Annotated in this window: 14 protein-coding genes and 1 pseudogene; 7 read left to right on the forward strand and 8 right to left on the reverse strand. The window is 63.7% G+C overall.

Annotated elements, in window-relative coordinates:
* Positions 1–388 precede the first annotated feature (388 nt).
* From P0W64_RS02340 to P0W64_RS02355, 4 genes are all read left to right on the forward strand, one after another.
* Positions 389–622, forward strand: a complete 234-nt coding sequence (locus P0W64_RS02340; protein ID WP_275478435.1) for a type II toxin-antitoxin system Phd/YefM family antitoxin — start codon at positions 389–391, stop codon at positions 620–622.
* Positions 619–1014 carry a type II toxin-antitoxin system VapC family toxin gene (locus P0W64_RS02345; RefSeq protein ID WP_275478536.1) on the forward strand — a complete coding sequence of 132 codons (396 nt, stop codon included), beginning with the start codon at positions 619–621 and terminating at the stop codon, positions 1012–1014. Before P0W64_RS02340 ends, P0W64_RS02345 begins: the two co-directional genes overlap by 4 nt.
* Before the next feature lie 341 nt (positions 1015–1355).
* Positions 1356–2162 (forward strand): glycerophosphodiester phosphodiesterase family protein, encoded by an 807-nt coding sequence (locus P0W64_RS02350; RefSeq protein WP_275478436.1) that lies wholly within the window; start codon positions 1356–1358, stop codon positions 2160–2162.
* A 456-nt stretch (positions 2163–2618) separates the two neighbouring features.
* Positions 2619–3146 carry an AAA family ATPase gene (locus tag P0W64_RS02355; RefSeq protein WP_275478437.1) on the forward strand — a complete coding sequence of 176 codons (528 nt, stop codon included), beginning with the start codon at positions 2619–2621 and terminating at the stop codon, positions 3144–3146.
* Here P0W64_RS02355 and P0W64_RS02360 read toward each other — a convergent pair.
* The 6 genes from P0W64_RS02360 to P0W64_RS02385 form a co-directional block, all read right to left on the reverse strand.
* Positions 3029–3547, reverse strand: coding sequence for a toll/interleukin-1 receptor domain-containing protein (locus tag P0W64_RS02360; protein ID WP_275478438.1), 519 nt, complete (start codon positions 3545–3547; stop codon positions 3029–3031). The two genes, P0W64_RS02355 and P0W64_RS02360, sit on opposite strands and share 118 nt — an antisense overlap.
* Before the next feature lie 191 nt (positions 3548–3738).
* Entirely contained in the window at positions 3739–3942 is a 204-nt protein-coding gene (locus tag P0W64_RS02365) for a hypothetical protein (protein ID WP_275478439.1), read from the reverse strand.
* A gap of 526 nt (positions 3943–4468) precedes the next feature.
* Positions 4469–4969 carry a recombinase family protein gene (locus P0W64_RS02370; protein ID WP_275478440.1) on the reverse strand — a complete coding sequence of 167 codons (501 nt, stop codon included), beginning with the start codon at positions 4967–4969 and terminating at the stop codon, positions 4469–4471.
* A 101-nt stretch (positions 4970–5070) separates the two neighbouring features.
* A complete protein-coding gene (locus tag P0W64_RS02375; protein ID WP_275478441.1) occupies positions 5071–6372 on the reverse strand; it encodes an MFS transporter in 1302 nt (433 codons plus the stop codon).
* A gap of 4 nt (positions 6373–6376) precedes the next feature.
* Positions 6377–7024, reverse strand: a complete 648-nt coding sequence (locus P0W64_RS02380; RefSeq protein ID WP_275478442.1) for a class I SAM-dependent methyltransferase — start codon at positions 7022–7024, stop codon at positions 6377–6379.
* On the reverse strand, positions 7011–8159 hold the full coding sequence (locus tag P0W64_RS02385; protein ID WP_275478443.1) for an aromatic ring-hydroxylating dioxygenase subunit alpha: 1149 nt from the start codon (positions 8157–8159) through the stop codon (positions 7011–7013). The genes P0W64_RS02380 and P0W64_RS02385 overlap by 14 nt, the downstream gene beginning before the upstream one ends.
* Positions 8160–8338: 179 nt before the next feature.
* Between P0W64_RS02385 and P0W64_RS02390 the strand changes: the two genes are divergently transcribed.
* A complete protein-coding gene (locus P0W64_RS02390) occupies positions 8339–9310 on the forward strand; it encodes a helix-turn-helix domain-containing protein (RefSeq protein ID WP_275478444.1) in 972 nt (323 codons plus the stop codon).
* Positions 9311–9446: 136 nt separating this feature from the next.
* Here P0W64_RS02390 and P0W64_RS02395 read toward each other — a convergent pair.
* Together P0W64_RS02395 and P0W64_RS02400 are read right to left on the reverse strand one after the other, a co-directional pair.
* Positions 9447–9936: pseudogene (locus P0W64_RS02395) on the reverse strand (transposase); the annotation flags it as partial.
* A 90-nt stretch (positions 9937–10026) separates the two neighbouring features.
* Positions 10027–10488 carry a hypothetical protein gene (locus P0W64_RS02400; RefSeq protein ID WP_275478445.1) on the reverse strand — a complete coding sequence of 154 codons (462 nt, stop codon included), beginning with the start codon at positions 10486–10488 and terminating at the stop codon, positions 10027–10029.
* Between the two features lie 104 nt (positions 10489–10592).
* Here P0W64_RS02400 and P0W64_RS02405 point away from each other — a divergent pair, with 104 nt between their 5' ends.
* The gene (locus P0W64_RS02405; protein WP_275478446.1) at positions 10593–10874 is read left to right on the forward strand and encodes a type II toxin-antitoxin system prevent-host-death family antitoxin; all 282 of its coding nucleotides are present in this window, start codon (positions 10593–10595) and stop codon (positions 10872–10874) included.
* Positions 10871–11281 (forward strand): type II toxin-antitoxin system VapC family toxin, encoded by a 411-nt coding sequence (locus P0W64_RS02410; RefSeq protein WP_275478447.1) that lies wholly within the window; start codon positions 10871–10873, stop codon positions 11279–11281. The genes P0W64_RS02405 and P0W64_RS02410 overlap by 4 nt, the downstream gene beginning before the upstream one ends.
* Positions 11282–11613 lie beyond the last annotated feature (332 nt).

The following is an 11613-nucleotide window of genomic DNA, read 5'->3' on the forward strand; positions in this document are numbered from 1 at the left end:
CGATGTGGATCGACCACGCCGAACCCCAGGCACCGTGCCGACTGTCCATGTCGAACTGGTACGTCGGCGAATGAGACTGCACCGCATACGAATGCAGTGAACTGACCGTTCCTCCCCCGGGTACCGGGATACGCCCGACGCCACGTCCATATCGGGGCGCAGCCGGCATCGTGGTGATATGGCACATGCCCCAGGGGGCCTCGTGACCACGGATCACCGCGACGACGACCCCGGACTCAGGAACCTTCTCGGCCGCGCTCAAGCAGCGCCCACCGTGCACCGCAGCTGCCGCCGTCGCCACTTGAGCGTGGATAGCGTCCGAGGGTCGGGGGCAACGCATGAGCAATAGGACTAGTACGACTAGTCCCATTAGGTATAGCATGGGCTCATGCGCACCATCACGAGCACCGAGGCGAAAGCCAAGCTCAACTCCGTCCTCGCCGAGGTCGAGAAGACCGGCAGTCCGGTCACCGTCACCTCGCACGGCCGCGCGGTCGCTGTCATCTCACCGGCGACACCGAGGACGCGCACGTTCGGTCAGTTCCCCGGGCTGATGATCCCCGACGACTTCGACGCGCCCCTTCCCGACGAGGAGTTGGCAGCTTGGGACGCCGCCTCGTGACCGCGGTCCTACTCGACACCAATGCGCTGCTGTGGCTGGTGAAATCACCCGACCTGGTAGCAGAGTCGGCACTCGAGGTGCTCGAGGATCCCGCCAACGACCTGTTCGTCTCGGCCGCCTCGGCCTGGGAGATCGCAATCAAGACCCGGCTGGGGCGCCTAGATGGCGCAGGAATCCTGTCGAGCTGGATGGACACACTGAAGGCGATGGCCGCGCAGGAACTCGTAATGGATTCGGCAGACGCCACCCTGGCCGGACAACTGAACTGGGATCACCGGGATCCGTTCGACCGAATGATCGTGGCCCAGGCCACGCGCCGCGGGCTCGCGATCGCCACCAGCGACCGCACGATCCGCGAGGGGGCGATGACGCCGGTCATCGCCATCAAATAGCCCAGCCCCACAGCCCAGCAATCGGCACAGAGAACCAGGAGTCTGGCAATCAGTGGAGACTCGAGGAGAGTTGCTCGGCCGAGGCCCGACCTTCCGGCGATCTCGCCGCTTCCTCCATGGGAGTGTGCACTTCGTTCGACCTGTCGGCTTCGGTCAGGTAACGCACCACCTGTCCGTCATCGCGGCCGTGCCGGGCGGGGCGTGGCTTGATAGGACGCCCGCTAGGTCTACAAGCGACACCCGAATGACCTCCTCGTAAGTGCACAGCGGGTCGGCGCACAATCGGACCGGTCATTCACAACGCCATTACAGTCGAGCCATCTACTTGATAAGGAGATGCCATGACAGTGACGGTCGTCGCCCATCGAGGTCTGATGAACGGCACGGCGGAGAATACGATCGCGGCCATTGAAGCTGCAGTCGCACGAGGTGTCGATGCTGTCGAAGTAGATCTGCGGTCTACCAGCGATGGTCAGCTGGTGGTCATGCACGACGAGACCGTTGACCGCACAACCAACGGCATCGGCGCCGTCGCGAATTTAGCCTTGAGCGACATCAGATCTCTGGACACTCGCGACCCGCTCTCGGCGGGACTCACGGGCGAGCGAGTGCCCACCTACCATGAAGTTTTGGAAGCCGTTCGGAACACGAGAACGCAGATCGTCGCTGATATCAAGAACGTGACTGAGTCCCTCAGGCGAGGTCTTCTATCCGACGCCAAGGCGATGAAGGCTTTAGATCGACTGATCGTGGCACCCCGCACCGCGGGCGAAGTCGCAGCGTTCAAGAAACTTGATCCCGGTGTCACTGTTCTGGGCCTCCTACCAGGTCGATCGGACGTCCCATCCGCTGCCGCGGCCGATATCGCTGCCTTCCTCGAAGGTGGTGCTGACATCCTGCGGTTCTGGCCGTCCTCGATTCTCGACAACGAACAGCAGGTTCTGCCGCTCGCGGCTGAACTACTCGCTGGTGAAATACCAGTATGGACCTGCGCAGACACCCTCTACGGAGACATCAGCGTCAAGGAGCCTGAACGGGACCTTCGAGCACTGATAGCCGCGGGGGTCGCGGGCATCATGACCAATTTGCCGGAGCTGTTACTTGAGGTCATCGGGGGCGAAGGACATCCGACCACACAACGCACTTGACGTGTATAGGACCGTCAGCCGGTCCTGCATGACACCGCTCCCGGCGGGATCGTCGTCATCCCCGACACCGTCTACCTCGGAGTACTCGAATGCGCGGTGATCGTGTGTGCGGCTCCTTTGATGGACGACCGGGCCGGGAATGAACAGGCGCCGAAGCGCGGCGTTCTTCGAACCAATGCTCTCGGTGTCCTCATCGCGGCGTGCCGCCCTCTGTTTCGTATGAACGGCGATGGACGGATCTATCTGGGTCTCGTGCGATGAGGATGCGGGTTCCGCCGTTCGATGGCGGGCCCGCGAGGAGGGCATCGGAGCACGGAAGTTCGACTGAGGGCGCCCGCACACCTGACGCACCGCCAGAGTGGTATGGATTAGCGACTGTAAGCCGCGGGCCGGGTGAAGAAGACGGGCCGATAGATGCTGTGCCCCGCCTGCGATAAACGCCGCTACGTTGAGCTGGTGATCGTATGGCTGAACGGCTCCCACGGCGTGGGTAAGACAACGACCAGTCGACTCGTGCAAGACGTGATCCCCGACTCGCGTGTGCTCGACGCGGAGAAGGTCGGCGCGACGTTGATGGGCATCACCCCGGGACTGCCGCCTACTGACAATTTCCAGCATTGGGATCCGTGGCGACCGCTGGTCGTGGATACCGTGCGGCGCGTGCTCGACTACACCGGCGGGACCCTGGTGATGCCGATGACCGTACTTGTCGAGAGGTACTGGGATGAGATCAGTGGAGGGCTGGCGGAGCACGGTATCCCTGTGCGGCACTTCGTGTTGCACGCCGACCGAGACACTCTTCGCCAGCGCATCCGTGACGACGCGATCATGGGAATCTCGCGGTTCCGGCTCCAGTACGTCGAGCCCTACCTCGAGGCCGCGAAGACGTGGCTACACGCCTCCGCTGAGGTCATCGACACCGCCGGTCTCGACCCCGCCGAGGTCGCGCAGCAGGTCGTGCTGCGGCTGCGTGGGTGTGTCTGACGCCCTGGTGGGCACAGCTCCATGGTGTCCGACCTTGCAGCGTCGACGCGGTCCGGTGTGCATGAGAGTTCCTTGTCCGCGACGCCTTCCGCCTGGATGCTCTTGAGCATCGCTGGGGTGACTAGAACGATCCCGATTCGGGACTTACCGAGCCCCTTGTCGATTGCACGCAGCAGAGACGTTCCAAGGGTGACGTCCTTCTCGCTGAACCAGACTGTGACGCCGAGTGCTTCGAGCAGATCGTGCAACTCTTTCGCGGCGCCGCGACGATCGTCCCAGGCGTGACAGAGGAACAGGTCGCGGCGATCCGGGTAGGACTGGGAGGGGTACGACTGTGCTTGACGCTCGCATGCCCGACGGACCGGGGCGAGACTGCGCCGCTCAGCAGTCGTGTAAGCCACCTTCGTCGCTCGGCCTGCTCGTCCGGATGATCCACTCTGGTAGGAGGCTGCGCCGCCGACCCCTGCTCGGATACTGGGAGTCGGGGTGGGGTAGCTGGGGCGGCCGTAGTAGCGATACCGGCATGCTGGACAGTTGGCCGCGGCGCTGGCCGAGCGGTGTCCGCGTACGGGGGCGGTGCATGATATCGCGACTAGTCCTTTTCAGTGACGGTCGTACGCGGGTGGCGCGTGGCGGTGGCCTTGTTGACGTAACGGCCGGAGATGGCGCTGCGGTGATGTGTGCCTGAGCTGTGATTGCCGCCGTGCTCGGTGACTGTGGTGCGCGGATTCCGGGTCGCGGTGGCCTTGGTGACGTATCGGCCTGTGATTGCGCTGCGCGCGTGTCCCTTTGCCATGGTGGTGCTCCTTCGTGTTGGTGACCTTCCGTTGTTGGCCGGTCACCTACCTACTAAGTGGAGTCGTGCCGGAAATCACTGAAAAGAGTTTCGGATCAACCGAAGACGTTCACTTTCGTGGCGACCGTGATGTCGCCGAGGCGGCCGTTTGGGCTACTTCTCGACCGCGTTGAGCGGGGATGGTGCTTCGTGCCTTCCGTGCGGATGGTGTTCCAAGAGAGGACTTTTCGATGAGCATTTGGATTCGCTGTTCGCGGCTGGAGTGGGTGTTCATGCTGTCTTCCTTGCTTGCTTCCGGGCGTAGCTGATCATGTTCTCTACGGTCTTTGCGCCTCCCTCGATGCCGAGCTGTTCGGCGATCTGCTGGTAGGTGTGGCCCTCGGCATGGAGCCATATCGCATGACGTGTCCGAGGCTGGGACACGGCTCGCGTTGCTCGTTGAACCTCGGAGCTGGCGACGGCAGTGTCTTCGGTGCCGTCGATTGAGGAGCTGAACATCGCTAGGGTCTCGTCGTCGGCGAGCGTCTCATGTTGCCGTCGAGATCGCTCTCTGTCCCAGAGCTGGCGATGCTGGTTGGGGTACTTGTAGAGGCACTGCCCGATGAAGTAGGTGCCGTAGGCTGGCTCCCTTGGTCGGATCCCACTTACCTGCCCTGAGGACCTTGTCCTTGAAGTAGGTCAACGCGTCAATCACGACATCGGTAGCGAGGCCGTCCACGATGTCCTTGTCGTCGGTCAACCAGTCGGGCAACGGAGGTAGGCCGTGGCCGGTTCGGGCCTTGACGTTGGTGGTGATTTTGCGCGTGCGAATCCAGCTCGTGATTACGGCGAGCCCATACCGTGCGATGACGAGCTGGTCGCCGGCGCGGTTCGCCGACAGCAGTGCCTTGTCGAGCTGGGGCCGTGAGGCGAGCTTGCCGGAGGCCTTGTCGATGAAGATCTCGTCGCAGCCGGCTGCGACGAGCGCGTCGTGCTGAGCTTCGGGGTGTTGGTCACGGGTCGAGACCCGTCCGTATCCGACTCGCATGGCCACGGCTGTATCGGGAACGAGGGAGTGCGTGACGTTGTTGCGGACGCGGGTCGCGTTACATCTGTGACCTGGGGGAATGGGGCACCAGCTGGAGCGTCTCATGAACGATCGTTACGGACACTTTGTCCAGCAATCGAGGCCTCGGCCTCGCCGAGCTCGCGCGTAGCGGGTAACGGGCTCGTCCCTGTCCGCCCAAATCCCGTTGCGTAGATGAGTGCAGCTGAAGCTGCGCAGAGGCCTGCTCCGGTGAGGAATGCGGTTGTGGTCCCGAGGGTGTCGATGATTTTGCCGAGCACGAGGGAACCGGATATCTGCCCGATGGCGATGGCGGTGAAGGTGATCGCGGTGCCGGCACCGACCGCGTTGGGCCAGGCGATGGCGGCTGCGGTGATTTGGGCTCCGCAGAGGATGACGTAGGTGGCGCCGAAGACGAGGCCGATGGCGAGGTAGCCGATGAGCTGGGTGGTGACGGTGGTTGCTGCGATCGAGAGGGCGAGGAGACTGCTGGCGAGGGACCATGTTCGGCGGAATCCGATTTTGGTGACAGAGTCACCGGAGAGCGCGCCGAGGATCCCTGCTCCGCCGACTGCACACCAGAAGACGAGTGATGCGGTGGGGGGGAGGTGTGCGCTGTGTTCGGCCTGAGTGCGGCCGAAGGTCCAGAAAACAGCTGATCCGGCGCCCATGAGGATGGCCAGGGTAACGGGCGCGGCAAGCGCTGTAGCTTTTCCGCGTTGCTCGCGGTCGGTTGTGCTGTGATGGGCACTGGCGGCATTGGTTTCGTCGCGCGCGCCTATGGCGCGGCGAAGGATGATCACTGCGATAGCGCAGATGCCGGTGAGGATTCCATAGGTGACCCAGGATGCGCGCCAGGAGACCCAGGCGGCCAGAATTCCCGCAAGTAGGACGCCGAATCCGGTGCCCGCATTTGCGATGGCTTGCCAGCGCGGTTCTACCGGCGGTGGCGCGATTTTCCGCATGCCGGCGGCAATGGTGGGGGAGACGAATCCAGCCGCCGCGCCGGCGACCGCGATGCCGAAGAGCAGAACCGTGGAGCCTGAGGAGAAAGCGACAAGAAGGCACCCGACCACCGCTGTCGCCGCGGCCAGCAATGCTGCGGCAGTCAAGCGACCACGCTGCACCAGTGCTCCGGTAGCGAGGGCAGATACCGAGTACGTTGCGAAGGCTGCCGCGGCGGCGCTACCGGCAAAGGAAGAGCTAATACCGAGGGTTTCACCGATCCTCGGTAGGGTCAGTCCGAATCCGAAGCGGCACATTCCGTAGGTGCCCGCGACGAGACCTGTCGCGGCGATCAGATAGGCATATCTGATTGAGACCGCGCCGTCGTGCGGTGCGTTCTCGGTCGGTGTCGATTGCGTGATGGGCTGACTGTCATCCATCGGGCTAGGCGGCGGTGGGCTTGCGGAGTGTGAAGTAGTCCGCCCCCTCTTCGCCGATGTAGGGGGCGTTGAAGAGGGCGCTTGTTAACGTGGCGGCACCGCCCTCGGTGAGGCGGTGGACCGCGCCTGCGAAGTCCTCTGCCCGGGAATGGTTGAGGCGCACGCTGAAGGTCAGGTGCCCGTTCGGGGCGGTGAGTGCAAGGAGGGCGCCGATTCCCTCTGGACCGATGTGCCCGTTAGTCAGAGTTCCGCAGCACACGACATGGTTGGCCGGCTGAACCGCGGCGTCGGTGCTGACTGAGGGGGAGAGCAGGTTGATGTCCCCTACAGCTCGGTCGTAGGCGCCGGTCTGGTTGGCGATCGCTGCCATCTCCGGGGAAAGATCAAGGCCGATGAGCGTTAGCCCGCCGCGTACGCGCTTGAGTTCACGGCCGACAAGTCCTGTTCCACATCCAACGTCGAGAACTGTTGCCGTCTCGGTGTTCGGCAGTGTCATGGTGATCATTTGCGCTGTGAGCCAGGGGGCCGTGTAGCCGTCGCGCAGAACGTCGTGGTCGTAGTCAGGTGCCCAATCGCGGTAGAGGGAGACCAGCATCGCAGTGTCTCCGTTGAGGTCGTGTGACCGGTGCATCGGCTTTTCAGTGATGGCCATTGCCGTTCTCCGTCCAGGGCGTGTGATCGTGTGCGGCTGCGGGGATGAGGTCGATGATGTGTTGCTGGAAACGGATGATGTTGCGTTCCATGACCGGTGAAAGTAGGGCTCGCTTGAAGGACTCGGAGCGTGCTCCGCGGTGCATGTTCTGCACGATGGTCCAGTCCTCGTCGTTGACCTGCATCCAGCGGTCGAGGGTGAGCTGGATGTGCTCGGCGAGGTCTGGAGTGGTCGACTGCGGCCCGACGAAGAAGAAGTGCAGCTTTTCGATCGCCTTCTCCGGGGCGACGGGATCGAGGGACCAGGCGAAGAGATGGTCCGGCATGACGCCGAGCAGCAGGTTAGGGAGGACCGCGTAGTACTCCGCGAAGTCTGCGGGGTAGTCACGCCCGCCGGTTGGCTGCCATGTCGGCAGGCATCGGTTGTTGATCTGTGCGGCACCGTAGGGCCGCGTTCCGATGCCGCTGATGTTGCCGGGGAGCTGGAACTGGTAGCGGCCGGTTGCGGGCGAGTAGCCGTCGAGGGTGTGGTGCAGGAAGGGAACGTGGTAGCTCTCGAGGAAGTTCTCGACGATGAATTTCCAGTTCGCTTCGAAGTGGTATTCGAGGCTGGAGTGGTACTGCATCTGGTCGAGCTGGAGCCAGCCGATGCGCTCGATCACGGGGGCTAGGGTGTCTCGAAGCGGTCGAGGTGACGGTGCGGTGTTGATGAACAACAAGTCGTGCCAGACTTCGAGGGAGACCGGCTTAAGGCCGGTGACCTGCGGGTCTGAGGTGGGGATTGTTGTTGAGCCGTCTCCGCCGAAGCTGCGGGCGGAGACGAGGTTGCCGTCGAGGGTGTAAACCCACGCGTGGTAGGGGCAGGCGATGCGCTTGACTGTCGCGGGTTCGGTGACCAGGTGGCAGGCGCGATGTGCGCAGACGTTGAAGAAGCCATGCAGATCGTTGGCCTCGTCGCAGGTGATCAGCAGATCGAGGCCCGCGATGTCCACTGGGGCGGCGGTGTTTGTTGACCGGTAGGCGCTTGCCGGCCCGACGAAGAGCCAGCGGCCCCGGTACAGCGTGTCGATCTCGAGTTTGTGGATCTCAGGTGAGGAGTAGGCGCGGGACGGAAGCGGCGCACGGATGGCATCCACTGGAGGGTGAGCGCGATCGAGGGGGTACGGGTGTTCTTGGACTGTCACGGGGGGCTCCCCAAAGTCGGCAGAAAGCTGAGTGTGTTGCAGCGCAAACGATCTGGGCTGTAGTCCGAAGCTACCGAGGCTTGCGATGCAATATCACCGGCAGCTATGCCAGATAAGCGTAATATTGTGCCATGTCTCACATTGTCGCTCTGCCGGTCTGCGATGGAATGACACTGTTCGAGTACGGGACGGTCGTTGAAGCGTTGGGGTTCTCCTGGAGCGACCTGCCCTCGCTCGGATATGATGTGCGCAGCTGCGGCCCCGCCAGCGGCGTCCACGCCGTTGGAGGAGCGGTGCTACGTCCGGGCTACGGCCTCGCGGAGATCGACTCCGCGGACACCGTGGTCGTGACCGGCGTGACCGACCCGAGCCGCAACTGCAATCCCGAGTGGAACGCGCACCTGCGGGCGGCCGCAGACAACGGGGCCCGGGTGGTGTCGATCTGCACTGGAGCTTTCGCGCTCGCTGCCGCCGGCCTCCTGGATGGTCGCCGTGCAACCACTCACTGGCGGCACGCCAGCCTTCTTCAACGACGGTTCCCCGAAGTGCGCGTCACCGCCTCCGAGCTGTATGTCCAAGACGGCCAGGTCATCACCGGAGCCGGATCATCCGCCGGTCTTGACCTGTGCCTACGCTTGATCGAACATGACCACGGCCCGGCAGCCGCGAACGACGTGGCCCGTCGCCTCGTCACCCCGCCCTACCGCGACGGAGACCAAGCTCAATTCGTCAACACAGACACCTTGGGTGCCGACATCGACAGCGAATTCACTGAGTACCTCCAAGTACTCAGCCATCAGCTCAACTCCATCGTCGACCTCACAGACATGGCCGACCTTGCCAACACCTCCAGGCGCACCCTCCATCGACGCTTTCGACACAACACCGGGCACTCCCCACTCGAGTGGCTCATACGGCAACGCGTCTACCGAGCGATGAGCCTGCTCGAAACAACCTCACAGCCGATCAGCACCATCACCATCACCGCCGGCTTCGACGCCGAAGAAACCCTGCGCTACCACTTCAAACGCCAAACCGGACTCACTCCCACCGCCTACCGGCAACGCTTCCGCCGCAGCAAACGGAACATGGCAGTATCTTGACCTTCAATGGCGTTCGCGCCCCTGCCGTACGCCTCCACATCGACCTAGTGTCAACACATTGAACCGCCCCGGCGAGTCCGGAGGGACTGTCCGATTAACGGCGTGTGAGCCCGGCGGATCATCGGTTGACTGGGCTCTAGTCCAGTCGGTCCGCGAAGGTGATCGCGAACGCGTTGAGGGCGGGTTTCCACCGCATCATCCAGCGTGCCCGTCCGCCACCGGTGGGGTCAAGGGATCGGGTGGCCAGATACAGGCACTTCATAGCGGAGGCCTCGTTCGGGAAGTGTCCACGGGCCCGGACCGCTCGCCGGTATCGAGCGTTGATGGACTCGATCGCGTTGGTCGTGCAGATCACCCGCCGGATCTCGACGTCGTATTCGAGGAACGCACGCGTTCTCGGCCCAGGCGCTCTCCCAGAGCCGGATGATCGCCGGATACCGTTGGCCCCACTGCTCGGTGAACTCGGCGAACCGATCCCGCGCCGCCCTCTCGGTTGGTGCGGTGTAAACCGGTTTGAGAGCCTTGACGATACCGTCGCGGTGCTGCCGGCCGACGTAACGGAAACTGTTGCGCAGCAAGTGAACGATGCACTGCTGGACCACCGTCTGCGGCCACGTGCTGTTGATTGATACACCTGCTCGAATCGCCCATGTCCGATTCGAGCCGGCTCCCGGGGAGCGATCCCGGACGCGGCGGTGGGCGAAGGTGTGCAAGGGTCAGCTCGCCATCCGCGCCCACAACTCGCGCGCCGCATCGCAGACAGCGGTGACCGCTGCCGGGTCCGGCGCGGTGCCCGAGACGAACATCTGCATCTGCAACACAGGTCCGTACACGCCGGTCGACGCGACCTGCTCGCGGGTGACCGGCTGGATCACGTAATGCACGTGCCCCGGCACACCGCCCGCGTGCGACCACAGGGTGTTGTACACCTGCTCCGCGCCGACCAGCTCAGCGGCGAGCCGGGAGCACCGCCGCAGCAATGGACCCAGTTCTGCTGCCTCGTCGTCGGTCAGGTCCGCGACGGCGGTCACGTGCCGGATCGGCTTGAGGATCAGCGTTCCCGCGCCCAGGGGTCCGACGCAGTGCTCGACCACCCAGCGGTCGGTCTCGGCGATCCTCCCGCCGGGGAGAGTCGACGGGTCCGCGATCAGGTCACACGCCATGCAGTCACCGGTCATGGCCGCCACCGTAGTAGTGCTGGGCCCGCGCGAGATGCTCGATGACTTCCGGGATGTCTGACAGACCCGTGGACGGGTAGCACATAAGGTGCTACATTGTCGGTATGGAGAGCATCGGCGTACGCGAGCTAAGGCAGCACGCGTCGAAGTACCTGGCACGAGTCGAAGCCGGTGAAGAGCTCGAAGTGACCAACCACGGGCGCCTAGTGGCCCGCCTCGTGCCTGTTGCAGCGACTGCGCGTTCGCGTCAGACATTGATCGAAGCCGGGATCTTGACGGCCGCGAAGGCTTCTTCACGAGACCTCGCATCGCTGCGGCCGCGCGCCCTGAGGTCGACGAAGCGCGGGCTGTCGGCTGTTCTCGACGATATGCGCAACGAACAGTGATCTACCTGGATACGTCAGCCCTGATCAAGCTCCTCGTCGAGGAGGAGGAGACCCGGTCTCTCCTGAGCTGGCTAGCGGGCCGGAAAGGCGAAGCGTCTATCAGTAGCGATCTCTCGCGCGTCGAGGTCATGCGGACCGTCCTGAGAGCGGGCGAATCAGGACTCGTCGAACAAGCCCGGTACGTTCTCGACAGCCTGGACATTCTTCCGCTGTCGGAACCGGTCATCGCGCTCGCGGAGACCGTGGGATCACCAAGCCTTCGATCCCTCGACGCACTGCACCTCGCCGCTGCGCTACAGGTCGAATCAGAAGTGACCGCGTTCGTGACCTACGACCATCGCCTTCAAGAAGCGTGTCGTGACGTCGGCCTACCCGTCGCGGCACCCGGTGCGACAACCGGTCCATGAGACACCCGCCGCATCCGCCAGCATCCGTGGCGGATCCGCAGCCCGGGAGGCGGCGGCTCGACACATCGGCTCGGGCTGATCCCGGTGCTCACGCGAATCCACGTTCGCAGAGTTCGCCGCGCAGCTCATCGGCATGGCAGTCGACGATGACGGCCCTCTGGCAGGTCGGATGACTCGGGCCCCGTGGATGCCGCTGAGTACCACGACATGGGATACGGCAGGTAAGGAGTGCACGACGTTGGGTGCGAAGGTTCGCGTCATCGCCACCGATGCGGTTCTCACCTGCAGGGATCGGGGATCCAAGGGGTACATGTGGGTTACAGGGTCCCACT

The sequence above is a fragment of the Tsukamurella sp. 8F genome (assembly GCF_029167375.1).
GTDB lineage: Bacteria > Actinomycetota > Actinomycetes > Mycobacteriales > Mycobacteriaceae > Tsukamurella.